Here is a 26,124-nt window from a genome sequence, read left to right as displayed (position 1 = left end):
ATGGCAAAAAAATCAGACGCATTTGTTTCCAAAATCCAAGAAGGATACCCATCCAAAGGATCACTCTATCTCGGTTCTGGGGTCTTTGATGGAGAAACATTCAAAGAAGCAAAAGTTTCGATCCCCCTCTCCACTCTCAACCGCCACGGCCTCATCGCAGGTGCTACTGGAACCGGTAAAACAAAAACCTTACAACTATTAACAGAGTCCTTATCGGAGGCAGGTGTTCCTGTAGTCCTTATGGACATCAAAGGAGATCTTTCTGGATTGGCAGAGTCAGGAGAAGAAAACGATAAAATCAAAGAAAGAACCAAAGCCCTTGGAATCGATTGGAAACCATCCTCCTACCCTGTGGAATTTTTATCCCTCTCCAAAGAACCTGGGGTTCGTCTCCGTGCGACCATTGCTGAATTTGGCCCAGTTCTCATCTCTCGGATTTTAGAATTGAATGATACACAAGCCAGTGTGGTTTCTTTAGTTTTTAAATACTGCGACGATTTAGGCCTTCCCATTTTAGATACCAAAGATTTTAAAAAAGCCCTCCAATACATCAATGATGCAGGAAAAGCAGAATTGGAAAAAGAATACGGAACTGTTTCTTCGCAAAGTATTTCTATCATCTTAAGAAAACTCATTGAACTCGAAGGCCAAGGGGGAGAAGATTTTTTTGGCGAACCATCTTTTGATGTGAACGACCTCCTTGAAACAGAATCCAAAAAAGGAAACGTATCCATCATTCGTCTGACAGACATCCAAACCAAACCTCGCCTTTTTTCTACTTTTATGTTGTCTCTCTTAACGGAAATTTATGCAACCTTTCCAGAAGAAGGAGATTTGGAAAAACCAAAACTGGTTTTATTCATTGATGAAGCACATTTAGTGTTTGATGAAGCTTCCAACGACCTACTCAAACAATTAGAAACCATGGTGAGACTCATTCGTTCCAAGGGGGTAGGAATTATCTTTTGTACCCAATCTCCGACAGACTTACCAAAAGAAATTTTAGGTCAACTCGGCCTTAAAATCCAACATGCACTTCGCGCCTTTACCGCAAACGATCGCAAGGCGATCAAAACTGCATCCGAAAACTATCCCGAAACGGAGTTTTACGATACCAAAGAAGTGATCACCACTCTCGGCATTGGTGAGGCCTTCATTACAGCACTTAGTCCGAAAGGATCCCCAACTCCTCTTGTCCATACCCTCCTTGCCCCACCCTCCTCACGGATGGGAATTTTGAGTCCAGACGAACTAGAGGCAAAAATTAAAAAATCGGACTTAGTTAAAAAATACGAAACCACCCTCGATAGAGAAAGCGCCCATGAAATGCTTTCCAAAAAAATGGAAACCATCGCCGACGAAACAGAGGCCGCCGAAGAAGAATCAGGTGAGAAAAAAACCAAGGGCAAACGAGCCAAAGAAAAGGAAGATCCTAGTTTTGTAGAAACCCTGTCCAAAAATCCACTCGCAAGGGAAGTTGGCCGTACGGTGGCAAAAGAAGTCACTCGGGGACTACTCGGAATGCTTGGGGTCACACCGAAACGTGGGTCAAAACGCAAGAAAACCGGCCTTTTTGGGTTCTAAGCCCAAATTAGCACTCTTTGGCTCAAAGTGCTTGACCGTTCTTTGGTCCGATCATTTTATGGTACTTGAGTTTAGCACTCTTTTTGGAATGTTGCTAAACTCGGAATCATTACTAGATTGCATACAAGGAGTTACTCATGGCATCAATCAAACCTTTAGGCGACCGTGTGGTCGTAGAGCCAAAGAATGAGTCGGAAGAAAAAATCGGATCCATCATCGTCCCTGACACAGCAAAAGAAAAACCACAAGAAGGGAAAGTGATCGCTGTAGGACAAGGCCGTTATGAAGACGGAAAACTCGTTCCTTTAGAAGTAAAGGTGGGTGATACAGTTCTTTACGGAAAGTATTCTGGAACTGAAATCAAACAAGGCGGACGTGACCTACTCATCATCCGTGAAAGCGACATCCTCGGTGTTGTTACTAACTAATCATAAAAAGGAAATAATCAATCATGGCTAAAACAATTGAATTTGAAGAAACCGCACGTAGAAAACTTCTTGTCGGCGTTAACAAACTAGCTAACGCAGTAAAGGTAACTCTTGGGCCAAAAGGTCGTAACGTAGTCATCGATAAAAAATTTGGATCCCCTACGATCACAAAAGATGGTGTAACTGTTGCTAAAGAAATCGAACTAGAAGACGCAATCGAAAACATGGGCGCTCAAATGGTGAAGGAAGTTTCTACAAAAACTAACGACATCGCTGGAGACGGAACAACTACTGCAACAATCCTTGCACAAGCCATCATCAACGAAGGTTTGAAAAACGTAACTGCTGGTGCAAACCCAATGGCACTCAAACACGGGATTGACAAAGCAGTTGCTGCAGCTGTGGAAGAAATCAAAAAACATGCTATTAAAATCAATAGCAAAGCAGAATACGCAAACGTTGCGACAATCTCTGCAAACAACGATCCAGAAATCGGTAACCTAATTGCTCAAGCTTTTGACAAAGTAGGAAAAGAAGGTGTGATCACTGTTGATGAAGCAAAATCAATTGAAACAACACTTGATATCGTAGAAGGTATGCAATTTGATCGTGGATACATTTCACCTTATATGGTAACTGATCCAGAATCAATGATCGCAACTTTCAATGATCCATTCATTTTAATTTACGACAAAAAAATTGCTTCTATGAAAGACCTACTTCCTGTGCTAGAAAAAATTGCACAAGCAGGAAGACCACTTATGATCATCGCAGAAGAAGTGGAAGGAGAAGCTCTTGCTACTATCGTAGTAAACACTCTTCGTAAAACCATTCAATGTGTGGCAGTCAAAGCTCCTGGTTTTGGTGATAGAAGAAAAGCTATGCTTGAAGACATCGCAATCCTCACTGGTGGCCAAGTGATTTCTGAAGACCTCGGAATGAAGTTGGAAAACGCTGATGTGAAGATGCTTGGCCGTGCTAAAAAAGTGGTAGTGGACAAAGAAAACACAACCATCATCGAAGGTGCTGGTGCATCTAAAGACATCCAAGGCCGAGTAAACCAAATCAATAAACAAATCGAAGACACAACTTCTGATTACGATCGTGAAAAACTCCAAGAACGCCTTGCGAAACTTGCTGGTGGTGTGGCTGTGGTTCACGTAGGTGCTGCTACTGAAGTAGAAATGAAAGAGAAAAAAGCTCGTGTAGAAGATGCTCTTTCTGCAACTCGAGCTGCTGTTGAAGAAGGAATCGTTCCTGGTGGTGGACTCACTCTACTTCGTGCACAAGACGCAGTAAAAGGTCTTAAACTTGCCGGTGACGAACAAACTGGTGCGAATATCATCTTACGTGCATTAGAAGAACCGATTCGTATGATCACTTCCAATGCTGGTCTCGAAGGATCTGTAATCGTAGAACAAGCTCGTGCTAAAAAAGGAAACGAAGGATTTAACGCACTCACTATGGTTTGGGAAGACCTAATCAAAGCTGGTGTGGTTGACCCTGCAAAAGTGGTTCGTTCTGCTCTTCAAAACGCAGCTTCCATTGGTGCCATGATCCTTACTACTGAAGTAACCATTACTGACAAACCAGAACCGAAAGATGCTGGTGGCGGAATGCCAGGCGGTATGGGAGGAATGGGTGGTATGGGAGGAATGGGTGGTATGATGTAAATCATCCTCGTTCATCTTTTGCGATAAGATCATCAAATTTTATCGCAGAGCCCAAAGCCTTGGATTTTGAATCCAAGGCTTTTTTTATGCCTTCACATGTAAGTGAATGATGGTGATGTCATCATGCGGAGAACCAGAGAGCCCTGTAAAATAATGAAAATTTTCAAGTAAGTTTGCCATTGGATCTAATGATTGTTTGTTGATGGTTTCGAGAAAGGACCGAGCAAGCCTTTTTTCGCCGTATTCCAATCTATCTTCATTTTCTTCTTCAGTTAAACCATCCGTATAAAACAAAAATTGATCCCCAATCTTAAATGAATATTCCTCCTCCCCATAAGTGAGTCCGGGTAAAATCCCAAGTGGTTTTCCTTTGGGTTTAATTTCAACAAGTTCTTTGGATTCCGCTTTCCAATGAAAAAAAGAAGGATGCCCAGCACTAGAAACCATAAATTTTCTAGATTCCAAATCGATATGAAAGTATGTAGCTGTTGTGAAACGACCAAAAGATTTTTTTACTAAATCGTCATTCATTGCGGAAAGTAAAAAAGATGGGTTGGACCAATGTTTGTATGCTTGAAAAAAAGCAAACTTAGAAAGAGAGGCAATGATAGACGCTCCAAGGCCATGCCCTACCACATCGGCAATCAAAATCCCAAACTTCCTACCACCTAACGCTTGGAAGTCGTAAAAATCTCCCCCTACTTCATGCGAGGGCTGGTAATAAACTTGGATGTCGATCGGTTCCCAACGAGGTGGTGAAGGAGGAAGGATGGCACTTTGAATTCGGGCTGCTGTTACAATTTCTTTTTGTAAAGTACCAAACTTGATTTCAGAATTTCGAAATAGGTTTTCACCATAAAGACTGAGACAAATCACAAAAACAAAAAATCCCCAATGAGAAGACCTAGGCACCGAATCTAAAATTCCAAGAGAAGAAAGAATATCGTGAGCATTGAGAATAAAAAGTGCAGAAGATCCTATCACAAGTAAAACGGCTTTAGGTTTTTTAGCGACTACTTGCCCCCAAGCCACGATGATTTGAATCACAAGTGTTGGTAAACACAACCAGATAAATGTAACAATCCCAACAGACATTGAAATCGTTCCAGTAAATGCTAATGTTAAAATAACAACAGAAAATAATACATGGAATTGCCACATCATACGAATGACATTCCACCTACCCACTCCGACCAATTGATCAAAAAAATACAAACAACTAATGGGAATCAAAAACAATGTGAAAATAAAAATGATAAAACTAGGAAAAATGGAATCGTAATAAAATAATCCAAAAAATCCAGACTGAGATAAAAAATGAATCCCGGAAATACAAGAAAACCAAGTAAACGCAAGGAGTTGTTTTTTCTTCCTTCTCTCAAATAGATAAAAAGAAAAAAGCCCTAAAATCAAAAATAAAAAACCAAGAGAAGCAAAAGACTGAGTTCTGTTTGCAATTGCTTTGTAATGATCTGTTGGATCCCCATACAAAGGAGGTTCCGAAAAACCCAGAGGCAAAATACCATCAGAAAAAAATACGATATATACATAGTTTCCCAAACATTCTTTGGGTAGGTTTAAAATAGGGATAAAATTTCGATTGTAAGTGATACTTGTATTCTCTTTTGAAGAATCAGAGGTTTGTGAATAAAAGAACTGAGATTGTAGTTTAACATTACCACAATAAGCATCAAAATAAGTAACAAGCCCTCTTAAAAGCAAAGATGGTTCCTTATAACCAATGGGATCCCGAAAACGAATGCGCGCAGACAAATATTGGTGCATAGGTTTTTCTAAATTCACATAAGGAATATGATAAGGTTGGTATTCTAAAGAAAGGTCTTCAATTGCTGGTTGGAAATACGTTAACTCATCTTCTGTGAGAAATCGAAATTCCCAACCATAAGACCATTTAACAGATTTATAAGGAAGGAGTGAGTCAAAACAAGATACAAAATGAAATAATGAGAATATAAAAATAAAAAATAGTTTTACATAGGATCGTTCCATTCTGGTTTTTCTTTCTCCAATCTCTTCTTCAAAGACTTGCGATACTTGTCCTGTTTTTTCTTCCGAATTTTTTGGACGAAAGCATTCGACTCTGTAAAATTCAAATCTCTTTCTAATTCAAGACACAACAAGTCTCTTGCTTTGTAGCGGTTGAGTCCTTGCGTTCGATAGACGGAACATTTGATTTGTTTCCCGGTGGGTTTATGAACCAAATGCACCGCAGTGGAAACTTTATTTACGTTTTGTCCGCCTTTGCCGCCGGACTTGATGAATCGTTCGCTTAGGTCTTTTTCAGAAATTCCTAGTACTTCCATCCGTTTCTGTAGTGATAAATTCTTTTCGACAGAAACAGGAAAAGTTAAGGGCATTTACAATAGACCTTAGATAGATTTGGTCAAGAAATTTTTTACTAAGAGTTAAGGAGAAGAGGACTCAATTTCTAATATACGTTTTCTAAGATCGGATGCTGTTTCGTAGTTTTCAATTTGAATGGCGTTAAACTTTTGGATGTACAATCCCACGAGTTCATCTCCCATCTTACCTGGAACAGACAAAGCTTTCTTAAAATTATCAATATCAAGAGTTGGATGGTTGTTATGGAAGTAATCAACGATGCGTTCCATCTTAAGCCTAGTAGCTTCACGAGCAATTCCAGAGGTATTTCGGAATTCTAAGGAAAGGCTGGCTAGGGTTTCCAAAGGTTCGCTGACTTGTTCTAAATGTTCAGTAAGGCTAGTGGTTTGTGTTTTCTTTTCTTTAACCTTACAAAACTCGACATAGCGCATCACCATGGAATTGAATTGTTCCATCCGCTCTTGGATGTACTGGTTTGCTAATTCCTTGTTCTCAGGCATCTGAAAGTCTGGGAGTTGTACTACATCATAAAGATGAATGTTGTCAGCAAGGATCTTCATCAGTTCCTCTTTGGAAGGTAAACCCACAGGAGGAAAGGTAACCACTGGGTAGTTGTCCCCAATTTTTAGAAAACTCACGACAACATTCGAGGCTATGATTTTGCCACCAGGAGCAATCGGATTTTCACCGAATACATGGCAGTATGCGATTAAGTTACCGGTAGGATTAGGTTTGGAACCGCGTTCAAAATTCATAGTGTATTCTTTAGACTAGAAAAACCTTAAGAAGAAACAAGTGATTTTTAATCTTCCCACTCTGCGATTTGGTTTTCCAAATTTTTTGCAATGCGGAAATAAGCTTCTTTTAAAGGAGAGTCCTTCGCGTCAAGTAGGGCCGGTTTCCCTGTTTCCCCGGAACTCATCACATCCAAGGTGAGTGGGACCGATCCAAGCTCAGGAACTCCTACTTGTTTGGAGAGTTTTTCTCCTCCCCCTTTCGAAAAAACATCTGTTACATGTCCACACTTAGGGCAAGCAAAACCTGACATATTTTCCACAATTCCAAGGATTGGTACTTTTACCTGTTTGAACATGGCAGCAGCTCGACCCGCATCAAGAACCGCCACTTCTTGTGGAGTGGTCACAATCACTGCTCCATCCAAATCAATGAGTTGGGCGAGAGAAAGTTGGACATCACCTGTTCCTGGAGGTAAATCAATAAAAAGATAGTCTAACTCTCCCCAGACGACATCATATAAAAACTGTTCGATCGCTTTTCCAAGCATTGGTCCACGCCAGACAACAGGTTGGTCTTCCGTTACCAGGAAGGAAAAAGAAATGAGTTTGATTCCATGTTTTTCAATCGGATAAATTTTATCTTCTTCCGATTTTAATGCGACACGACCATTGATTCCAAACATCTTACCGAGAGACGGTCCATAGATATCTGCATCCATGATTCCCACCTTCTTTCCGTTAAGTGCCAAAGTGGAGGCTAAGTTAGCAGTGACCGTTGACTTACCCACACCGCCCTTTCCAGAACCAACAGCGATGACTTTTTTAACACCGATGATTCGGTTTCCATCTTCCATCTTTAAGTTTTGGTCTACTTCAAATTTGATTTTGACCTTACCGGCACCATCAATTTTGGAAATGAGCTGTCTCGTTTGTGCTTCCAAACCAATTTGCAATCTTCGATCTGCGTTTGGAGTTTTGATTAAAATTTCGATTCCTTCTTCGTTAGGAGTGACTGCACCAACCATTCCCAAACTTACGATATCTTTTTTTAATTCAGGATGTTTCACCTGCATGAGTTGTCTTTGGATGGTTGTTAGATCTACTTTTGCATTAGCCATATTTTTTCCTTTAAATGACCCCTTCCGATTCTTCATAAAAAATCGGATTCGTCTCAATGAATTTGTCTTCTGAATAAATAAAACGACGGTAACTGGTAGACTTTCCTATTTCAATCATATGAAATCCACATTCATGGCTCCGATCAGAAAGCCTAGTACTCGATGCGGAATTGACAATCGCAAAGGGAGCCTTAGGGCCTGGAAGTTTGATCCAGTTTGTATGTGTATGCCCATGTAAATACAATTCTGGAGGATTGGCTTTTAGTTTATTTACAACTTCAGATCGGTTTAACATCCGATGCCCTCTGGATTCAATTTCTGTTTTTGGATTCCAAAGAGGATGGTGACAAACAAGAATATAAGGTTCTTTTACAGAACTCGTTGTTTTTTCTATGATTTCTGGAGCAACATAACCGTTGGCAGTGATCCGTGGGACGGCGAAATTAGAATCCCAACCAATAAAAAGTTTGCCACCAATTTTTTTGGAACGTATATAAGAATTTGGATCAAGGCTCGTCCCTATCCACTCACCAAATGTTTTTTCAAATAAGGGACTAGGACCAATGGCTCGTTTTTGGTATCGATCATGGTTACCTGGAATTAAGAACGTTTTGTCCGTAAGTAGTGGTTTTAGAATTTCTTTGGCATTTTCAAACTCACCAGGATGGGAAACGTTTGTCAAATCGCCAGAAATAATTAATGCATCATATTCTAATTTGCTAATGGCATTTACCATTGCCGCAATCAATACAAGTGGGTGTTTTGATTTACGTCTCAGCCTATAGCTAAGATAACCGACAATTGCCTTTCCACGAAGAGAAAACAAAGAAAGTTTCTTCGGGAAATGTAAGTCGGAAATATGGAGGATTTTCATTCGTTAATATCCATGATTCCGAGGATATCTCCTTTTTTCACTACAGATCCTTCCGGAGTTATGATTTTTTTTAAGGTCCCAGCATAGGGAGATTCCACGGGGAAAGCCGCTTTATCGGTTACGAGTTCGATCAATTCGTCCCCTTCTGTCACGGAATCACCCACCTTTCGGAGCCAACGAACCAATTCGATCTTTTCTGTATCACCCAAATCAGGAGTTTTTAAAAGGAATTCTTTCATGGACACAATCCTCTGCCACGGAAATGAAAACTGGTTTACAAAACCCTGTTTTCCCGTTTTTTTAACATAAAAGTTTAGCAAACCTCAATGGGAAACGAGAAAATCAAATACAAAGGCACCGAAATCATCGAAAACTTGGATCAGTTGATTCAGAAGGATTATTTCCATTTTGAATTAAAAGGGCTCACCAAGTCCACAAGAGATATTGTCAATGAAGTCGTACAAGGCATCTTAAATCGAGTGGGGGCAAACCCTCTCACTTCTTTTCATTTATTTAGTGGTCTCATGGAGGCTCTTTTAAATGCAGTGAAAGCAAACACGCGTTTTGTGATATTTCAAGACGAACTCTTAAATAAACTTACTTCACAAGGACAAACTCCAGAGGAAGAAGCAGAAGAGTTACTCGACATTATTTTGGAAACAGAACCTCTTCGCGATGCAATGCAGCGCTACATTGTTCCTGACAAAATTAAAAAAGTAGTTCAAAAGATTTTAACTTTGTCTGACAAAAGAAGATCAAAAAAACATAATCTATCGATCGACGAAAAAGATTTTTTAGTCATTGTAAGAGAAAAGGTTAAAAAATATGATCTCAAAATTTCAATGAAAATTGAAATCAGGCCTAACTCTGTATATATCAGGATTAGGAATGATTCTCCGATCATGGGGATGGATTTAAGTCGAATTCGAAAAAGTAGAGAACGACATGCAGAACTTGCTAAACAAGGAAATTCTGCTGATTTCTTTCGCCCAGACTTTTTAGATGAAAAAGAAAGTGCGGGTTTTGGGATTGCGATGATTGACGAAGGTTTTTATAACTTAGGTCTTGATCCATTGGAATGTTTCGATATTCAAACGAGTAAAAAAACAACTACTGTGTACCTCAACTACCCGTTAGAAGCTCTCCAAAAGATGGAGTTTTGATACCCACCCTTTCCATGACATGGGAATCTTTTGAAGAAGACTACCGAAAGACCGGTGGTTTTCTCTTCGAAGATTCTCTTTCTCTTCCTGGTTACACCATTTGTGACTGGTATTTTGATTCCATTGAAGAAGTTCAGGTTCTTTACTCAAAACAGGAACCAATCTCTGAAAAAATAAAAACCAACTTATCAAAGTTAGATGAATTTCGGGAAAATGGTTATTTTCCTTGTGGGGCATTATTTTTTGAATTGGGATACTTTTTTATAGAAGGGTTAAACCTCGAATCATCAGGACTGAAGGAAGGAACTCCCCTATTCCAATATTCCATCTATAAACAAAAAAAAAGAATCCAATACCCCAATCCAACTCTTAACAACCCCAAAGAAACAAACTTACAAACAGTAAACGTAGAATGGAACCGGGAAACCTACACCCAAAAATGGGAAAAAACAAGAGATGCTTTAGTCCTCGGTGAAAGTTATGAACTCAATCTTTGTTTTCCTGTTTCGATCTCTATCGAAGGTGATTTGTTTTTATACTACCAGTCGTTAAAATCAAAACAAAAAACTAAGTATTCTGTTTATTATCCATTCCAAGATTCGAAAATTCTTTCTTTTTCTCCAGAACTCTTCTTTGAAGTGAATGGAGATTTTATCCAAACAGAACCGATGAAAGGGACAAACCTACGAGGGAACACTTCAAAACAAGACGAAGAAAACAAAATCACTCTCCAATCCTCGACAAAAGAAAGAGCCGAAAATGTAATGATCACCGATCTCTATCGGAATGATTTAGGGAGAATTGCCAAACAAGGAACCGTACAAGTTACCGATCTTTTTTTAGTCAAAGGCCTAGAAACTGTTTGGCAAATGGTTTCGAAAGTAGAAGCCAAACTAAAATCACCCTTTGCATGGTTTACCATCTTACAAGCCCTCTTCCCTTCTGGCTCAGTGGTCGGTGCCCCCAAACGAAGGTCATTCGAACTATTAAGAAACATAGAAGGATTTGATAGAGGGCTTTATACAGGATCTCTTTTCGTATCAGAAATGTTAGACGGAAAACCTTGGATTCGTTCCAGTGTTACCATCCGCACAATGGAATTAAAAAAGAATCACCAGGTTTGGAAAGGAAATTATGGAGTGGGGAGTGGAATTACAGTCCTTTCGGATGTTGATGCCGAATATGAGGAATGCCTATCTAAATTAAAATTCATCACCAATCCCAATCTTCCAGAGTTTGAAATCCTCGAAACATTACGTTCCTTCCACAGTCGTATTTTTTTAAAAAACCTACATTTAGAAAGAATGGAACGAACCGCCAATCGTTTTGGATATCCATTTTCCAGAGAAAAAGCAGAAGCCGCTTTAAAAACTTTGGTGAACTCCTCCACTGAGCTCCTTAGGGTACGTTTTCTTTTGAATGCAAAGGGTGAGTTTCGTGGAGAAACTTTTCCTTTCACAAAACCAAAACACAGAGCAACAGTAACCCTTAGTTTTGCGAACCAACCGGTAAATTCAGACGATCTTTTTTTATACCACAAAACAACAAATAGAACTTATTACAACGAACAACAAGAAGAAAACAAAAAGAAAGGGATTGAGGATTGCATTTTGTTTGATACAAATGGAGAAATCCTAGAAACTAACATTCGGAATCTTTTCATTCGTAAAAAAAACGAGTGGTTCACTCCCTCTCTTGAAAGAGGGGGCCTTCCTGGTGTTTTCAGGGAAGCCTTACTAAAGAGAAACAGAGTCAAAGAAACAAAACTTTACAAATCCGATTTGGAAACCGCAGACGAAATCCTTCTTGGAAATTCTTTACGCGGATTCGAAAGGGCAAATCTCATCCCAAATCCTTAAGAAGGATAACCTGGGAATAAGATTTAAACCTATGGTTTTTATAAAATAAATCGACTTAAGTCTTTATCTTCTACAATTCCTTTCAATTTAGATGACACATAACTTTCGTTAATCACGACTTGTTTCTGATCTGGGGTAAGATCTGGAGCATCAAAACTTGTATCCTCCAGAAGTTTTTCCATAATGGTATTTAACCTTCTTGCCCCAATGTTTTCATTTTTTTCGTTCATCTGAAATGCTAACTTTGCAATCTCGGCAATCCCATCTGTTGTATATTCAATTTTGACTCCTTCTGTTGCCAGAAGAGCCTCGTACTGTTTGGTAAGAGAAGACTTCGGAGTGGTAAGGATTTTGATAAAATCTGATTCTGTTAATGTTTCTAACTCCACACGGATTGGAAACCTTCCTTGTAATTCAGGAATTAAATCAGATGGTTTTGTCATGTGAAACGCACCCGCAGCAATAAAAAGAATATGGTCGGTTTTGATGGGACCAATCTTTGTGTTTACAGTGGAGCCTTCTACAATCGGAAGTAAGTCTCTTTGTACCCCTTCCCTAGAAACATCGGCCCCTTGCCTTCCTTCACGACCGGCAATTTTATCAATCTCGTCTAAAAAGATAATTCCCATCTCTTCCACACGGCGAACTGCTTCGGATTGAATTTTATCGGAATCGATTAATTTTTCAGCTTCCGATTCAGTGAGTAGTTTCCAAGCATCGGATACCTTCACCTTTCGTTTGCCAGTTTTTTTCGGCATTAAATCACCGAGTAAACTGGAAAGTTGGTTATCCATATCTTCCATATTCCCAGCACCAAATACTTGTAACATGGGCATACCTGCTGGGGCAGTCGGCTTTGGAATATCAATTTCGATTTCTTGTTCGTTTAGAATTCCCTTTCGAAGTTTTTCTCTAAACTTCTCTCTGGATTCTTTGTAACTAACGAATCTTTCTTTTTCTTCTGGATTTAAGTCTTCTTCTTTTTTGTGAAAGATCGGTGGCAAAATAGCATCGAGAACAATCTCTTCAGCCTTTTCAATGGCCTTGTCTTTCACCCGGTCACGAAACTCTGCTTTTACTAAGTTAAGTGCTCCCATAGCTAGGTCTCGAATCATGGACTCAACATCACGACCCACATAACCTACTTCAGTATATTTTGTTGCCTCTACTTTTAAAAAAGGAGCACCACATAACTTTGACAGACGGCGCGCAATTTCAGTTTTTCCAACACCGGTTGGTCCAATCATAATGATATTTTTGGGGTAAATTTCTTCTCGGAGTGATTCGTCTAGTTTACGGCGCCTCGAACGATTTCGGAGTGCAACTGCTACAGCTCGTTTTGCCTTGGTTTGCCCGATGATATGTTCATCTAATTTTTCAACAATTTGGCGTGGAGTTAATTCCTCTGTTAGATTCGAAGTATCAGCAACTTCAGCAAGAATAGTTGGATATGTCATATTATAATTCCTCAATCACCAAATTATGGTTCGTATAAATACAAATGTCTGCTGTAATTTGCATCGATTTTGTAATGATTTCTTTTGGATCCATATCGGTGTTTTGCACCAAAGCACGAGCAGCAGACAATGCAAAGTTCCCACCAGAACCAATGGCAAGAACTCCATCGTCAGGGGAAATAACATCTCCCGTTCCTGAAATTAAAAAGGATTCATTCACATCACAAACAATTAGGAGAGCTTCCAGGCGACGAAGCATCCGGTCCATTCTCCATTCACGAGCAAGTTCGACAGCGGCACGAGATACAGACCCACCATGTTCGATTAATTTTTTTTCAAAAAGCTCAAATAGAGTAAAGGCATCGGCGGCACTTCCTGCAAATCCGGCGATCACCTTACCATTGTAAAGTCTTCGGACTTTTTTTGCCGTATGTTTCATCACGGTATTTCCCATAGATACCTGACCGTCTCCCCCGACGGCAATTTTACCGTTTTTTCGAACAGAGAGGATGGTCGTTGCATGAATTGTTTCCATACGGATAAATTTACAGATCAGGGAAGGTTGTCGAGAAAAATGGAGGGTTACTTTCTTTTGATTAGAACCATTTGGTTCCCAACTTCAAAAGATTGGTCTAAAAAATAATAGTCAGTAAGTTCTTTGATCATAAAAAGCCCGATCCCATGTTCCCGGTAGTCACTCAAATCAAAACTACGAAGGTCTTTCGGCTCTACTTTTTTTCCGTAGTCTCTGAGTTTAATTTCCACGCGGTCTTTATCAAATTGAAATTCAATAAAGATCGGTTTGTCTGATTGTCCCGAATACGCATGACGAATGATATTCACGACAGCTTCGCCAATCACAAGTTTTAAATCCATGGAATCAAATAAAGAAAATCCATGTTCTAAACAAAGATTAAAAAAGTAATTACGAGTGTGGGAAACGAAACGGGGGTTGGAAGGAATTTGGATACGGACTACTTTGGAGTAGTCCGTAGATTTCTTTTGGTTCGACATTATCCTCTCGGATGGAATTTCTTATGAACTTCCTTCAGAGTTTTATTTGCCATATGAGTGTAAATTTGAGTCGTCGAAATATCGATATGACCCAAAAGTTCTTGAACCGATTTGAGATCTGCATGGTTCTCTAGTAGATGCGTAGCAAATGAATGGCGAAGTGTGTGTGGTGTTACTTTTTTCTTTATTTTTGTACGTTTGATATAATGATTGAGGAGTCTCCATACCGACTTACGGTTGATATATGATCCTTTTTTAGAAACAAAAACAAACTCACAAGTTCTTTTTTTCAAAATTTCTGTGCGACTTTCTGTTAAATATCTTTTTAGAATCTCCAAAGACTTTTCACCAAAAGGAACAAGGCGTTGGCGTCCCCCTTTCCCTTCGACCATAATCGTCATGTTTTCCATGTCGATATCTGTCATCTTTAAGTTACATGCCTCAGAGATACGAAGACCAGAAGAGTAAAGTAATTCAAAGATACATTTGTCACGAAGTTCGTACAAATTGTCCTCTTTGATATTACGAAATAATTCATCAATCTCAGTTTGTGTTAAATAATCAGGAATGGTTCTTGCAACTTCAGGAGTTTCAATTTTTTCAGTTGGATTGGAATCCAACCTTTTCTCATCGCGAAGGTATTTGTAAAATTGACGAATGGCAACCACTTCACGCGCGAGTGTTTTTGCAGAGATTTTTCGTTCTCTTTCTTCTTCCAGAAAACGCATGATATCGTTTGCTTTTACTTCAAGGAAGTTAATATGTTCCTTTTCCAAGAAGATCGCAAACTTATTGAGATCGTATCCGTAGGAATATATCGAATTATCGCTCAGTCCTTTTTCTACGGACAGGTACTCTTGGAATGTTTGTAAAAGCTGATTTTGAGAAACTGGCAATTTGGAACCCATCTTTACTCTCTTATGTTACTTAAAGAGTCGGACAAAAAGCTTAAAGAGACTTATTATTTTTTTTGCCACAAATGGCTATGTCAGGAAAAAAGGAGATGTGGTTCATAGAAACTCCCTTATTTTTTTACTCACGTTTACTGCCTTGTTAGTCGTTAATTGCGGCCGAAAGGAAAGATCCCTTTTTGAAGATGGAAAAAAATGGGAAATGGCGGGAGAAAAAACAAAAGCTCTTTATTATTACGAACTTTCTCTCCGTGAAAACCCTGACTACGATCCTGTTCTCAAACGAATGGGACTCCTCCTCGCCGAAAGTAACGAATCCATTGCCACCGCCATTTTTTATTTGGAAAAATATCACAAACAAAAAAAAGACGACACAGAAGTACAACGTGAACTCTTCCGCCTCTATCTTACCACAGGGTACGAAAAAGAAGCATTGGAAATTTTAGAAGAAATTCGGTTCCAGGGAAAAAAAGAAACTTTGGAATTTTTCGAAACTACGTACCTTTGCCTTACCAGAGGGTTCAAACAAAAGGATTACCTACTGACCTTAGAAAAAAGCCCTCTTTCAGGGGATCCCTACTATGCTCCATGGGTTCGGGCTTGCGAAACAAAATAGACAGGAATCCTGAAAATCCCGTCTAAACAATAAAGAACAAGATACAGAATAGGAGAAATTATGAACCATAAAGTTGTCATCATCGGATCCGGTCCCGCAGGACACACAGCAGCCATTTACGCCGCAAGAGCCAATCTAAACCCGGTGATGTATGAAGGATTTATGGCAGGAGGAGTGGCCGCAGGTGGACAGCTCACCACCACCACAGAAGTAGAAAACTTCCCAGGGTTCCCAGAAGGAATTGATGGAACCAAACTCACCCAACTTTTCCGCGAGCAATCTTCTAAATACGGAACGACCATCCACACCCAAACCATCACCAAGGTGGATTTTTCCAAACGCCCTTTTACCATTTGGTCTGACGACGAGGAAATCAAAGCCGATTCCATCATCATTGCCACAGGAGCAACAGCGAAGAGAATGCATGTTCCTGGCGAAGAAACTTTCTGGCAACGCGGGATCTCCGCCTGTGCTGTTTGTGACGGTGCCCTCCCTATTTATCGCAACAAGGCCCTGGCTGTGGTTGGCGGGGGTGACTCTGCTGTCGAAGAGGCAAATCACCTGACCAAGTTTGCGTCCAAAGTGTATTTAGTGGTGCGTCGTGACCAACTCCGTGCTTCCCAAATCATGCAAAAACGTGCAATGGAACACCCTAAAATTGAAATCCTTTGGAACCAAACGGTTGTGGAAGCCAAAGGTGGAGCTGGTGGTCTTAGTTCCATTGTACTCGAAAGCACAAAAGACAAATCAAAAAAAGATTTAGAAGTGGGTGGACTTTTTTATGCAATTGGACACGTCCCTAACACACAAGTGTTCCAAGGCCAATTGAATTTAGATGAAACAGGTTATATTCTAACAAAACCAGGAACCACACAAACCAATGTGGAAGGCGTTTTTGCTGCAGGAGATGTACAGGACAAAGTGTACCGCCAAGCCATCACAGCGGCTGGTAGTGGTTGTATGGCAGCACTCGAAGCAGAACGTTGGTTAGAAGGTCACTAAGGAGTGACCGGTTTCCCATCTGCGTCTTTGTAAGATTTTGATTCCAAATTAAAAAACATCACCGAATCTCCCTTCGGTGATATGTATTGTTTTTTCCCATCTTCCCACTCAATCAATGTGTAATTAGATCCTCTAAAAAGGATTTGGTTTCCTGGAAATACATTGGCTTCAAAGGAATCTCCAGACCAACGGTAATTTCCTTTTTTCCAAAGGTAAAAATAACTAGAACCAACTCCCAAAAACTCCCCTTCCATTTTTCCAGAAAATGAATCTACAGAAGCCAGAAAGATTTTTTGTAAACTAGGCAACTGCGCATAAGTCTTAATTTCCAAGGCTGATTCGGGAAGAGAAAATCCTTTTTCTAAAAAGGATTGATAATCTGCTGGAGACTTTGCATTCATAACAGTAAAACCAGCTAACTGAAGTTTTTTGCCATCTCGAAGAATTAGATCCCGATCCTTTTCAAACCTTTGTAAACTGTCTTTTAAAATTTGATCAGGAGAGACACCAGTCGCATTTTGTAATGCAAGTGCAGATGCCGTTCCCACACAAGTATCCTTTTGGTAAGAAATTATAGCTTCTTTTCCAAAGGTTTCATGGATATGTTTGATGAGAAGTGGGCCAATGGAATAAGGAAGTAAATCTTTATACTTGGCATCTAACAATGCTTTGAAGGTTTTTGGAACTTTATTTTCCCGAATTAACTTTTCTGCATCATTATAGATATAGAATAGTCTTCGTTCGTAGAATTTTGATTCTACATAATTTGCTAAACCTTCGTCAAACCATGGATCCTGAATGTCAGTTTGTGGAAACTTTCCAGTTTCCGTTTGAATTTTTAAACAAGAGATTTGTTCTAAATTATGGACGGCTTCATGATAAAATACTCCAAAATGAAAACGTCGTAAGGCATCCGCATCAAATTCAGGATTTCCCGTAGCTTGTGGCATCTTTTCCCCACAACAGAGAGTGACAGAATCTCGACCACCAAACCCACCTTCTTCTGATCCACCGGGGATATCAGCACCAATATATTCTGTGATATCTTCATATTTATCAAATAACAAAACAGGAATCTTTCCACGATTCTCTAATTGAAATTCCGATTTCATGTATTGAAGAAAGGGTTTGAGTTTGAAATTGCCACTAAATACGCGAAGGTATTCCGACCATTTCTCAGAACCATATAGTACATAGTTTCCAATTTCTAGTTTTGGTTTTCCAAATTCGGTTTCTTTGACAAGTAGGTAGTTTTCAAAGTTTAAGGGTTTTTGGAAGGTATAGTCGTATTCTTTTCGATTGGCATTCCAATACTTTGTGATCTTAGTTAAATCAGGATAGTTCCAAACCGCAGTCGGCAAACATCCGTTACAAGTGACCGGCGAAGAAACAAAACCAATTCCTGATGGAAAGTCTAATTTAAAAGTTCCATTTGCCCATTCGGTATATACGCTACCATCAGCCCTTTTCCATTGGTAATGGTTTTTAGCCCATTGGTAAACTTCCCCACCATCTGGCCCATTGTAATAACCTGGACTTGGTTCTAAGAATCCTAATTTTAAATCTTCTAATTTAGGTTCCTGAAGTCTTTCTACAGAGAAAAAAGAAGTGGGGGCAGTTTCTCCAAAATCAAAATACAAAACATCAGAACTTGGACCTCGTTTCAGAGGAACCGTATTCCGTTCAGTTTCGGTATAGATAACAGTAGTTAGGAGAAAGAGGCAAAAAAATGTAAATTTACGAACCATAGGAACAAACGAAGCTCACTTAAGGCCCCAATGTTCCCCTAAAATTTTTCTGCTGTCAAGTGGATTAAACGGAGTTTTGGTTCCGATACGCTATGGCAATTTGGCCCGTACGAGAGATCTCACGAATTCCAAAAGGTTTAATCACCGAAATTACATTCGTGACTTGTCTAGAATTCCCTGAAAATTCAATGAGGAGAGAATCTTCCGTCATTTCTAAAATTTTCACATCAAATCCATTACAAATGGTGAGAGCTTCACTTCGATTGGTTTCTGTAATCGAAAAGGAAATGAGGACAAGTTCTCTTTGGACAGAACTTGCATAAGCCATATCTTGGACTTTTAATACATCAGGCAATTTGAGGAGTTGGTTTTTCACCTGCCCCACGATAAAATCATCCCCGTTCAGAACAATGGTCATAGACGAAACATCAACATTGTCAGTCACACCAACCGCAATCGAATCAATATTATAACCGCGACGAGTGAAAAGACCGGAAACATGGCTCATCACACCTGGATGGTTATTTACTAAAATACTTAGAGTGTGTTTCATTTTTTTAATTTCCCCAAGTCTTTGAATTCAATTAGATCTTGTTGTGATTTTCCAGCAGGGATCATTGGGAATACTTTTTCTTCTGCAGGGATCATTACTTCAATAAGAGCAGATCCACTATCTTTTAAGAAAAATTCCACACCTTTTTCAATTTCAGATTTATGTTCAATCCGCATTCCAGGAATTCCATAAGCTTCTGCAAGTTTCACAAAGTTAGGATTGTAAGTCCATTGAGACTCACTAAACCTTTCTTCGTAAAATAGTTCCTGCCACTGGCGCACCATTCCCAGGAAGTTATTATTAAAAAGTAAAATTTTTACACCTAACTTTGATTGTGCGATAGTTGCGAGTTCCTGAATACACATTTGGAACGAACCATCTCCTGTCACACAAATGACAGTTTTGTCCGGGTTTCCGAATTTTGCACCAATGGCAGCAGGAAGTCCATATCCCATGGTTCCAAGCCCACCAGAAGTAAGCCAAGTATTTGGTTTATCAAAAAGGTAATACTGGGCTGCCCACATTTGGTGTTGGCCTACATCTGTTGAAACAATGGCTTCACCCTTAGTTTTGGCATACACTCGCTGTAAGAAGTCTTGTGGTTTGATGCTATCACCGCTGTTATCAAAATCAAGAGGATGGTTTTTCTTTAAAGACTGGATGTTTTCGATCCAAGAAGTCCTGTCTCCCCCTTTGACAAAAGGAAGGATTTCACGGATGGCATCTTTTAAATCACCATGTAAAATATAATCTACATTGATCCGTTTATTAAACTCTGCCGCATCAATGTCCACATGAGCACGAACTGCATTTGGGGCAAAGTCCTGGTATTTGGCCACGCGGTCATCAAACCGAGCACCTAAATTCAAAATATAATCACATTCTAATACCGCTTTGTTGGCATAAGCTGTTCCATGCATTCCAAGCATTCCCACAGAAAGTGGATGTGTTCCAGGGAATGCTCCAAGACCCATAAGGGTTGTGGTTACAGGGGCATTTGCTTTTTCAGCCAAAGCTTTGATTTCTGCAGAAGCAAAAGAGTTGATCGCACCACCACCCACATAGAGTAACGGGCGTTTGGCTTGGTTTAAAGCTTCTGCAAATTCTTGCGGGTCCCCTTTGACTTTTGGTCTTTCATAATGATGAGGAGCAATTTTTAAGGAAGAGGCTTTTCTGACGGAAGTTTTTTCCAATTGGACATCTTTCGGAAAATCAAGTAATACAGGACCTGGCCTTCCGCCCATTGCAATCTTAATTGCTTCTTCAAAGTGACGAGAAAGATCATCTGCCTTTTTGATGAGAGCATTGTATTTGGTAATAGGAATCGTGATTCCAAAAATATCAGCTTCTTGGAAAGCATCCGTTCCAATCGCATCTGTGGAAACTTGGCCTGTGATGGCTAGAATGGGTATGGAATCTAATTTGGCATCAGTAAGCCCTGTGATTAAATTAGTAGCACCTGGCCCTGAAGTCGCAATACAAACACCTAACTTGCCTGTAGAACGAGCATATCCTTCTGCCATATGGATGGCACCTTGTTCGTGACGCACAAGGATATGTTTAATTTTTTTACTATGATAGAGTTCGTCGTAGAATGGGAGGATGGCACCACCAGGGTATCCAAAGACGATTTCCACACCCGCTTCTTCCAATAATTCGACCATAAGCCGACCGCCAGTGATTGCTTCGGTTGTAGATGACATACGTTTCCCCCCTCCTTGTCATTTCTGCAAAAAAGAGCCTGCTGTCAATGTTCTCACGTTTTTGAGTCGATTTTTACTGTCTAAAAAGGAATGCTGAAAATTGGACTGAGATTATGGAAAATGCTGAGATTGAAAAACCACAAGAAGATGAAAAATTCACAAAAATAAAAGCCCTTGCAAAAGAGGCCTATCGTTTTCTTGATCAAGGCCGGTTTAAAGAAGCCAAAGAACGATTAGACATATTACTTGAGGAAGACCCGTCCAATACATACGGACTCGTTGGCCTTGGTGATTATTACGCAAAAACCAAACAACCTGAACAGGCAATCCAGTATTACCGTAAATGCCTCGCAGGTGATACTACTAATAAATTTTCTCTGATGGGACTTATGAATGCTTACAGAGATTTAAACAGCCTCAAACGAATTATCGAAGTAGCAGAAGAATTCCATCACATAACAATCACAGATGCAAGTATCCTCTCGAGAGTAGCAGACGCACATAGAAAACTAAAAAATTTCAAAGAATCAGAAGTGTATTATATGGAAGCACTTCAAATCAATCCGAGTGACCAATATGTCATTGTTGGCCTTGGTCATTTGTTTTTTGCCTGCCAGAGATATGTGGATGCCATCCAATGGTGGGAAAAACTACTTTCTAGCCAACCCAACAATATTAAAATATTAACAGAAATCGGAAACAGTTACCGTAAAATCAAAGACTTTGATAAAGCCGTTCTTTACTACGATCGCGCCAAAGAACTCGATCCTAAAAACTTCTTTGCCCTCTACGGCCTTGCTGAATCTTACCGTGGTAAAAAAGATTTCAAAACTGCCATCACCTATTGGGAAAAAATTCTCGAATCCGATCCTGAGAATAAACTCATCATCAACCGGTATGCAGACTCTCTTCGCGGACTCGGAAATTATGACAAAGCACTGGAATGTTTTAATAAAATCCTAGCAAGTGGTGATGACTACTTTGCCTTACTGGGAAAAGCTGCCGCATTACGTCTGATTGGTGATTTAGAAAAAGCAGAAGAAATTTACTTAGGTCTTCTTTCTAAGTCTCCGAGTGACCCAAGACCTGCCCTCGAACTTTCTGATCTTTGGGACATTATGGGGAAAAAACCACAGGCCATCAAACTACTAGAAGATTTGGCAAAGAAAAATCCTTCTAACGAAGCCATCAGAGAAAGAATCGAATACTTAAAAGATTAAAAAAAATGCCAACCCCCGCCCAGGCCAAGGTTGGCATTCATTTGTTTTCTATGAAAAACCCATCCTCCTTACGGAGCGATGGTTTTGAGTAGGCTCAAATCTTCTTTTTTAAAGACCTTGATGGTTGTTTTATCACCTTCTTTTGGTTTTCCAGTCACATAGATTTTATCTCCAAAAAAAGTAAGTTCGGAGTTTTCTTCTACAGGTTCTTCTGTCCTTTTTTCAAAAGTTAGATCTGATTTGAATCTGGATACATGGTATTTGTCTTTTACCTTTTCAATGACGTAGATTTTGTCTTCGCGATTGATCATAGGAGTTCGCCAGAAAATATCCGCAGACTCACTTGTTTTTTTCACACCAAGTTTATCTGGGTCAAGTAATACTAGTTTGTGTTTTCTTGTTTCTACTTTTTCGCCGTCATACCCGAGAACAAGAACACCCTGGTTTGCGATTTCTTTAAATTCTTTGGAACAGATATTATTGTATGGACTCTTAAAAAGAGCATCATCTTTTGCAGGATCAATCGCCCAAAGTTCGTTCGAATAATGTCCATCCGTATCGTATTTGATAAACTTCATAAAAAGAATTTTGTTGTTCACAACATTGTCACTTTGTTCTTCTTTTTTCTTCAGTTCTTCTTTGGTTTGCGCGAGTTCTGTTTTTAACTCTTCGACCTTAGCTTCTACTTTTTGAACAGTATCCTCTTTTTTTGCGGTATCTCCAGAAGTATTACCAGTACGTGCTTCTTCTTTTTTGGCGATCTGTTCTTCTTTTTTACTGAGTTCTTCTTTTTTAGCTTCTACCGCTTCAGACTTTTTATCAGTGTCTTTTTTCTCTTGTTCGATTTTTTTGATGTCTTCGGTTTTCTTTTCAATCTCTGCTTTATTTTTAACAGGATCTTTTTTTAACTCATTCAGACTCGCAACAGTTTCCTGTTCTTGTTTTTTCAGTGCGTCTTTTTTGTCTTGAATTTGTTTTTGTTCGTCAGCCACTTCTTGTTTTTTATCTTGCAGAACTTTTTTCTCTTCTTTGAGTTTGTCAGTTTGCAGTTTATCCATTTTTTTGGCTTCGTCTTCCATCTTCTGTTTGGTAGCAGGATCTTTTTCTTTATCCTTTACCGTTTTGTTGACGTCTTTTTCTAACTCATCTGTTGTCAGGTCTTTGCCATTATCTTTTAAGATATTTCCTTCGATTGGAATGATGATCTGGGTTTTGCCTGGCCAATTTCTATAAACAGTATCAATTCCTAATTTGTCACCGGATGTAGCAGTAATGACCCCTTCTGTATATTTTTTAGTAAAAAATTTAGAATCTTTTCTATGGGTTGCGTTGTAATAGAGGATGTACTGCGCCAAGGTCTCTGCATTTCCTGCTCTGTATTGGAAAGAGTTTTCCACATAAGCGGCAATGATCCTCGCAATCGAATTGATATGATCAAAACTTTGCGAATCAGAAAGAGAAAGGATGTCAGCTCCGAGTTTTCCATCAGCACCAGGAAGCACTCTTTGAATTTTCACTCCATCCACAGTGGCTGTATTTTCTTTTGCCAAGGTTTCGGCAAGTTTACGGCCGATTTCGGTATTTTCTTGGATAATGTCATCAGATGCCTTACGTAAGGAGCGGTTGATGAATTCTATTTTTTTGGATCCCTTGATTTCGGACTCACCGAGTGGGGCTTTGGACTGGGCTGTCAGCGAAAGACTGACGATAGTTAGACAAATGATCAAGTAACGAGAAATTCTCATTGTTTCCTCACGAAAAATGGGTTCTGGGATGCCCACAAGATTAACAACCTTTCCGATTCTGCAAAGCAAGTTTTAGAATAAAAATCTATTTACCGGCGGGTGGTTCTTCAAAATTCTGTGGGAGAATGCCAACGTTTACACAGAGAGTCTTCAATTTTAATGCCGGCCCCGCCATGTTGCCTACGGAAGTCATGGAAGAGGCGCAAGTAGAGTTCCTAAATTACAAAGGAACAGGAATGTCCATTATGGAAATGAGCCACAGAGGCAAAATTTTCCAATCCGTTTTAGATGAATCCATCTCTGATTTACGTGATCTTTTGGACTTACCTTCACGTTATGCGGTTGTGTATTTCCCCGGTGGCGCGACTTTACAATTTTCTGCCATTCCTTTTAATTATCTAAAAGCGGGAGAATCGGCTGATTTCGCACAAACTGGTGTTTGGGCCAAAAAAGCCTATGAAGAAGCAAAGAAATTTTATCCCAATGTGAAATCTATTTTTAATGGAGCAGATTCCAAATATATGGAACTCCCCACCATTACAGATAGTATCGTAAATGAGGGAGCCAAATATGTTTATATCACTTCTAATAATACCATCTATGGAACACGGTACAAAACTTTCCCTAAGCTAAAAAAAGCGCCGCTATTCGCAGATATGACAAGCGAACTTCTTAGCCGAAAACTTCCCATAGAAGACTTCTCTGTGATCTTTGCAGGTGCTCAAAAAAACATTGGGCCATCCGGACTCACACTTGTCATTTACGACAAAGAGAAATTACCCACAGTTGACCATCCAATTCCCAATCTAATGAATTTTGCATTAATGGAAAAAAATGGGTCTTTGTACAACACTCCACCCACGTATTCCATCTATATTGCCGGTCTTGTTTTTAAATACTTAAAACGACACGGTGGTTTGGAAGTGATGGAAACCATAAACGAAAGAAAAGCAAAAAAACTCTATGACGCCTTAGATGCTTCTTCTCTATTTTATGCACCAGTCCCAGAAGAGTTTCGTTCTGCCATGAATGTTGTATTCAGAAGCCATGACGAAAGTATCGATTCCAAATTCCTCACTCTTGCCGAAGAACAAGGGTTTGCTGGATTAAAAGGATATCGTGATATGGGTGGATTTAGAGCCAGTATCTACAATGCAATGCCAGAGGAAGGTGTGGATGCACTCATTTCCTTTATCAAAGAATTCGAAAGGACCAATGGGTAAAATTCAGAAACTCTATTTAGTTTTCCTTCTTGTTTTTTCCTATTCTCTTTCTGCGCATTCACTTTGGATCCCAGAAGGAAATTTAGGTTGGAAGGAAGCTAAAGACTGTTATTTGCCTTTAAAAAAAGAAATTCCTCCGGGTGCGATTAGTCCGAATTTACTCAATTTGGATCGGATCAAAATGGGAGAATATGCTAAGGAATCGGCAATGCTCCGCCTAAACTCCCTTGATTGTTTTAGAGATAAAGTGGGAAACTTATCTTTAGAAAATACAGGAACAGAAAATTTAGGTGAGTATTTCACACCTTCCCTACTTTCCGAAAAACAATGGGAAGAAACATTTTTCTCTTACGAATGGAGAATTCTACTTTCCGATTCAAGACAGTACCCACTCACACCCGCCGAAATAAATACCGCCAAACAATGGTTTGAATCATATACAGAAATCAAAAAAGAAATTACAAACCTTTCCATAGAATACCTTTCAGAAAAAAATCCAAAAAACAAATATGATCGTTATTTGGATTTATTCACCGGATATTATGGAAGTTTACTGAGAGAACGAGATAAGTTTTTACTTTCGATCTCCATAGAGTCCTACAAGTCATACACCGATGCCCTAAAACAGAGAAAGGAGAATGCAGAATGAAAGAAAAAATTGGAATCGCTTCTGACCACGGAGGGTTCGCCCTCAAAGAATTCCTCAGGAAAAGTCTCGAGGAAACTTACGAAATTGTCGATTACGGTACTAAGAGCGAAGAGTCCGTCGACTATCCCACCATCATTGGAGATGCCTGCCGAAAGGTCCTTTCCGGTGAAGTTCCCAGACTCATCGCCCTTTGCGGAACAGGCATTGGAGCCTCCATTGCTGCCAACCGTTTCAAAGGCATTCGAGCGGCCCTTTGCCATGATGAGTTTACGGCGGAGATGTCCAAACGCCATAACAATGCCAATGTACTCGTTTTAGGGGGAAGGGTTCTCGGAACAGATTTAGCGCAGAGAATCGTAAAAAAATGGATAGAAACAGAATTCGAAGGTGGACGGCACCAAAAACGATTGGGACTGATCGAAGAACAGTCGTAATCTTACTCTTTTTTTGGGGCCTACCCTTACTCGGATGGGAAGTCCCAAA

25 protein-coding genes are annotated in these 26,124 nt (G+C 39.7%); 11 read left to right on the top strand and 14 right to left on the bottom strand.

Annotated elements, in window-relative coordinates; translation table 11 throughout:
- From CH361_RS12665 to groL, 3 genes are all read left to right on the top strand, one after another.
- Positions 1-1,584, top strand: coding sequence for a helicase HerA-like domain-containing protein (locus tag CH361_RS12665; protein WP_100791169.1), 1,584 nt, complete (start codon positions 1-3; stop codon positions 1,582-1,584).
- Positions 1,585-1,721: 137 nt separating this feature from the next.
- Complete coding sequence (gene groES / locus CH361_RS12660; RefSeq protein WP_004784852.1) at positions 1,722-2,012, top strand: co-chaperone GroES; 291 nt, start codon at positions 1,722-1,724, stop codon at positions 2,010-2,012.
- Between the two features lie 23 nt (positions 2,013-2,035).
- On the top strand, positions 2,036-3,685 hold the full coding sequence (gene groL, locus CH361_RS12655; protein WP_100791168.1) for a chaperonin GroEL: 1,650 nt from the start codon (positions 2,036-2,038) through the stop codon (positions 3,683-3,685).
- Positions 3,686-3,769: 84 nt separating this feature from the next.
- Here groL and CH361_RS12650 read toward each other — a convergent pair whose 3' ends face one another.
- The 6 genes from CH361_RS12650 to CH361_RS12625 are packed head-to-tail and all read right to left on the bottom strand — an operon-like array spanning position 3,770 to position 9,017.
- Positions 3,770-5,695 carry a PP2C family protein-serine/threonine phosphatase gene (locus CH361_RS12650; protein ID WP_100791167.1) on the bottom strand — a complete coding sequence of 642 codons (1,926 nt, stop codon included), beginning with the start codon at positions 5,693-5,695 and terminating at the stop codon, positions 3,770-3,772.
- Positions 5,677-6,063 (bottom strand): peptide chain release factor family protein, encoded by a 387-nt coding sequence (locus tag CH361_RS12645; protein ID WP_100791166.1) that lies wholly within the window; start codon positions 6,061-6,063, stop codon positions 5,677-5,679. The genes CH361_RS12650 and CH361_RS12645 overlap by 19 nt, the downstream gene beginning before the upstream one ends.
- 48 nt (positions 6,064-6,111) lie before the next feature.
- A complete protein-coding gene (locus CH361_RS12640; RefSeq protein WP_100791165.1) occupies positions 6,112-6,804 on the bottom strand; it encodes a hypothetical protein in 693 nt (230 codons plus the stop codon).
- 47 nt (positions 6,805-6,851) lie between these two features.
- Positions 6,852-7,904 (bottom strand): Mrp/NBP35 family ATP-binding protein, encoded by a 1,053-nt coding sequence (locus CH361_RS12635; RefSeq protein WP_100791164.1) that lies wholly within the window; start codon positions 7,902-7,904, stop codon positions 6,852-6,854.
- A 10-nt stretch (positions 7,905-7,914) separates the two neighbouring features.
- The gene (locus CH361_RS12630; protein WP_100791163.1) at positions 7,915-8,778 is read right to left on the bottom strand and encodes a metallophosphoesterase family protein; all 864 of its coding nucleotides are present in this window, start codon (positions 8,776-8,778) and stop codon (positions 7,915-7,917) included.
- Entirely contained in the window at positions 8,775-9,017 is a 243-nt protein-coding gene (locus CH361_RS12625; RefSeq protein ID WP_100791275.1) for a biotin/lipoyl-containing protein, read from the bottom strand. The genes CH361_RS12630 and CH361_RS12625 overlap by 4 nt, the downstream gene beginning before the upstream one ends.
- 87 nt (positions 9,018-9,104) lie before the next feature.
- On the opposite strand from CH361_RS12625, the gene CH361_RS12620 reads away from it, so the two are divergent.
- Both CH361_RS12620 and CH361_RS12615 read left to right on the top strand, forming a co-directional pair.
- Positions 9,105-9,941 (top strand): hypothetical protein, encoded by an 837-nt coding sequence (locus CH361_RS12620; RefSeq protein ID WP_100791162.1) that lies wholly within the window; start codon positions 9,105-9,107, stop codon positions 9,939-9,941.
- Positions 9,942-9,955: 14 nt separating this feature from the next.
- Entirely contained in the window at positions 9,956-11,800 is a 1,845-nt protein-coding gene (locus tag CH361_RS12615) for a chorismate-binding protein (RefSeq protein ID WP_100791274.1), read from the top strand.
- A gap of 38 nt (positions 11,801-11,838) precedes the next feature.
- Here the strand turns inward: CH361_RS12615 and hslU are convergent, their stop codons facing one another.
- From hslU to xerD, 4 genes are read right to left on the bottom strand one after another with little or no spacing between them, the layout of a single operon-like run.
- Positions 11,839-13,257, bottom strand: coding sequence for an ATP-dependent protease ATPase subunit HslU (hslU, locus tag CH361_RS12610; RefSeq protein WP_100791161.1), 1,419 nt, complete (start codon positions 13,255-13,257; stop codon positions 11,839-11,841).
- Between the two features lies 1 nt (position 13,258).
- Entirely contained in the window at positions 13,259-13,792 is a 534-nt protein-coding gene (gene hslV / locus CH361_RS12605) for an ATP-dependent protease subunit HslV (protein ID WP_100791160.1), read from the bottom strand.
- A 47-nt stretch (positions 13,793-13,839) separates the two neighbouring features.
- A complete protein-coding gene (locus tag CH361_RS12600; protein WP_100791159.1) occupies positions 13,840-14,271 on the bottom strand; it encodes an ATP-binding protein in 432 nt (143 codons plus the stop codon).
- Entirely contained in the window at positions 14,271-15,179 is a 909-nt protein-coding gene (gene xerD, locus CH361_RS12595; protein WP_100791158.1) for a site-specific tyrosine recombinase XerD, read from the bottom strand. The genes CH361_RS12600 and xerD overlap by 1 nt, the downstream gene beginning before the upstream one ends.
- A 97-nt stretch (positions 15,180-15,276) precedes the next feature.
- Here xerD and CH361_RS12590 point away from each other — a divergent pair, with 97 nt between their 5' ends.
- Positions 15,277-15,798, top strand: a complete 522-nt coding sequence (locus tag CH361_RS12590; RefSeq protein ID WP_100791273.1) for a tetratricopeptide repeat protein — start codon at positions 15,277-15,279, stop codon at positions 15,796-15,798.
- A gap of 60 nt (positions 15,799-15,858) precedes the next feature.
- Positions 15,859-16,800 (top strand): thioredoxin-disulfide reductase, encoded by a 942-nt coding sequence (gene trxB, locus CH361_RS12585; protein ID WP_100791157.1) that lies wholly within the window; start codon positions 15,859-15,861, stop codon positions 16,798-16,800.
- Here the strand turns inward: trxB and CH361_RS12580 are convergent.
- The 3 genes from CH361_RS12580 to ilvB form a co-directional block, all read right to left on the bottom strand.
- Positions 16,797-18,548, bottom strand: a complete 1,752-nt coding sequence (locus CH361_RS12580; RefSeq protein WP_100791156.1) for a peptidase MA family protein — start codon at positions 18,546-18,548, stop codon at positions 16,797-16,799. The genes trxB and CH361_RS12580 overlap by 4 nt on opposite strands.
- Positions 18,549-18,612: 64 nt before the next feature.
- The gene (gene ilvN / locus CH361_RS12575) at positions 18,613-19,101 is read right to left on the bottom strand and encodes an acetolactate synthase small subunit (protein WP_100791155.1); all 489 of its coding nucleotides are present in this window, start codon (positions 19,099-19,101) and stop codon (positions 18,613-18,615) included.
- Complete coding sequence (gene ilvB / locus CH361_RS12570) at positions 19,098-20,804, bottom strand: biosynthetic-type acetolactate synthase large subunit (protein WP_100791154.1); 1,707 nt, start codon at positions 20,802-20,804, stop codon at positions 19,098-19,100. The genes ilvN and ilvB overlap by 4 nt, the downstream gene beginning before the upstream one ends.
- Positions 20,805-20,917: 113 nt before the next feature.
- Here ilvB and CH361_RS12565 point away from each other — a divergent pair, with 113 nt between their 5' ends.
- Positions 20,918-22,024 (top strand): tetratricopeptide repeat protein, encoded by a 1,107-nt coding sequence (locus tag CH361_RS12565; protein ID WP_100791153.1) that lies wholly within the window; start codon positions 20,918-20,920, stop codon positions 22,022-22,024.
- A 68-nt stretch (positions 22,025-22,092) separates the two neighbouring features.
- Here CH361_RS12565 and CH361_RS12560 read toward each other — a convergent pair whose 3' ends face one another.
- Positions 22,093-23,769, bottom strand: a complete 1,677-nt coding sequence (locus CH361_RS12560; protein ID WP_100791272.1) for a P83/100 family protein — start codon at positions 23,767-23,769, stop codon at positions 22,093-22,095.
- 125 nt (positions 23,770-23,894) lie between these two features.
- Between CH361_RS12560 and serC the strand changes: the two genes are divergently transcribed.
- The 3 genes from serC to rpiB are packed head-to-tail and all read left to right on the top strand — an operon-like array spanning position 23,895 to position 26,075.
- Positions 23,895-24,992, top strand: a complete 1,098-nt coding sequence (gene serC, locus CH361_RS12555; protein WP_100791152.1) for a 3-phosphoserine/phosphohydroxythreonine transaminase — start codon at positions 23,895-23,897, stop codon at positions 24,990-24,992.
- Complete coding sequence (locus CH361_RS12550) at positions 24,985-25,641, top strand: hypothetical protein (protein ID WP_100791151.1); 657 nt, start codon at positions 24,985-24,987, stop codon at positions 25,639-25,641. The genes serC and CH361_RS12550 overlap by 8 nt, the downstream gene beginning before the upstream one ends.
- Positions 25,638-26,075: a ribose 5-phosphate isomerase B gene (rpiB, locus tag CH361_RS12545; protein WP_002975248.1), complete on the top strand. Its 438-nt coding sequence runs from the start codon at positions 25,638-25,640 to the stop codon at positions 26,073-26,075. Before CH361_RS12550 ends, rpiB begins: the two co-directional genes overlap by 4 nt.
- Positions 26,076-26,124 lie beyond the last annotated feature (49 nt).

Origin of the sequence: Leptospira brenneri (assembly GCF_002812125.1) — a bacterium.
GTDB lineage: Bacteria > Spirochaetota > Leptospiria > Leptospirales > Leptospiraceae > Leptospira_A > Leptospira_A brenneri.
The sequence above is the reverse complement of the archived record's forward strand: the minus strand, read 5'-3'. Positions and strand labels throughout refer to the sequence as shown.

Coding starts and splice junctions, on each gene's coding strand:
- CH361_RS12665 (WP_100791169.1), top strand. CDS start 1: ATGGCAAAAAAATCAGACGCATTTGTTTCCAAAATCCAAGAAGGATAC.
- groES (WP_004784852.1), top strand. CDS start 1,722: ATGGCATCAATCAAACCTTTAGGCGACCGTGTGGTCGTAGAGCCAAAG.
- groL (WP_100791168.1), top strand. CDS start 2,036: ATGGCTAAAACAATTGAATTTGAAGAAACCGCACGTAGAAAACTTCTT.
- CH361_RS12650 (WP_100791167.1), bottom strand. CDS start 5,695: ATGGAACGATCCTATGTAAAACTATTTTTTATTTTTATATTCTCATTA.
- CH361_RS12645 (WP_100791166.1), bottom strand. CDS start 6,063: ATGCCCTTAACTTTTCCTGTTTCTGTCGAAAAGAATTTATCACTACAG.
- CH361_RS12640 (WP_100791165.1), bottom strand. CDS start 6,804: ATGAATTTTGAACGCGGTTCCAAACCTAATCCTACCGGTAACTTAATC.
- CH361_RS12635 (WP_100791164.1), bottom strand. CDS start 7,904: ATGGCTAATGCAAAAGTAGATCTAACAACCATCCAAAGACAACTCATG.
- CH361_RS12630 (WP_100791163.1), bottom strand. CDS start 8,778: ATGAAAATCCTCCATATTTCCGACTTACATTTCCCGAAGAAACTTTCT.
- CH361_RS12625 (WP_100791275.1), bottom strand. CDS start 9,017: ATGAAAGAATTCCTTTTAAAAACTCCTGATTTGGGTGATACAGAAAAG.
- CH361_RS12620 (WP_100791162.1), top strand. CDS start 9,105: ATGGGAAACGAGAAAATCAAATACAAAGGCACCGAAATCATCGAAAAC.
- CH361_RS12615 (WP_100791274.1), top strand. CDS start 9,956: ATGACATGGGAATCTTTTGAAGAAGACTACCGAAAGACCGGTGGTTTT.
- hslU (WP_100791161.1), bottom strand. CDS start 13,257: ATGACATATCCAACTATTCTTGCTGAAGTTGCTGATACTTCGAATCTA.
- hslV (WP_100791160.1), bottom strand. CDS start 13,792: ATGGAAACAATTCATGCAACGACCATCCTCTCTGTTCGAAAAAACGGT.
- CH361_RS12600 (WP_100791159.1), bottom strand. CDS start 14,271: ATGTCGAACCAAAAGAAATCTACGGACTACTCCAAAGTAGTCCGTATC.
- xerD (WP_100791158.1), bottom strand. CDS start 15,179: ATGGGTTCCAAATTGCCAGTTTCTCAAAATCAGCTTTTACAAACATTC.
- trxB (WP_100791157.1), top strand. CDS start 15,859: ATGAACCATAAAGTTGTCATCATCGGATCCGGTCCCGCAGGACACACA.
- CH361_RS12580 (WP_100791156.1), bottom strand. CDS start 18,548: ATGGTTCGTAAATTTACATTTTTTTGCCTCTTTCTCCTAACTACTGTT.
- ilvN (WP_100791155.1), bottom strand. CDS start 19,101: ATGAAACACACTCTAAGTATTTTAGTAAATAACCATCCAGGTGTGATG.
- ilvB (WP_100791154.1), bottom strand. CDS start 20,804: ATGTCATCTACAACCGAAGCAATCACTGGCGGTCGGCTTATGGTCGAA.
- CH361_RS12565 (WP_100791153.1), top strand. CDS start 20,918: ATGGAAAATGCTGAGATTGAAAAACCACAAGAAGATGAAAAATTCACA.
- CH361_RS12560 (WP_100791272.1), bottom strand. CDS start 23,769: ATGAGAATTTCTCGTTACTTGATCATTTGTCTAACTATCGTCAGTCTT.
- serC (WP_100791152.1), top strand. CDS start 23,895: ATGCCAACGTTTACACAGAGAGTCTTCAATTTTAATGCCGGCCCCGCC.
- CH361_RS12550 (WP_100791151.1), top strand. CDS start 24,985: ATGGGTAAAATTCAGAAACTCTATTTAGTTTTCCTTCTTGTTTTTTCC.
- rpiB (WP_002975248.1), top strand. CDS start 25,638: ATGAAAGAAAAAATTGGAATCGCTTCTGACCACGGAGGGTTCGCCCTC.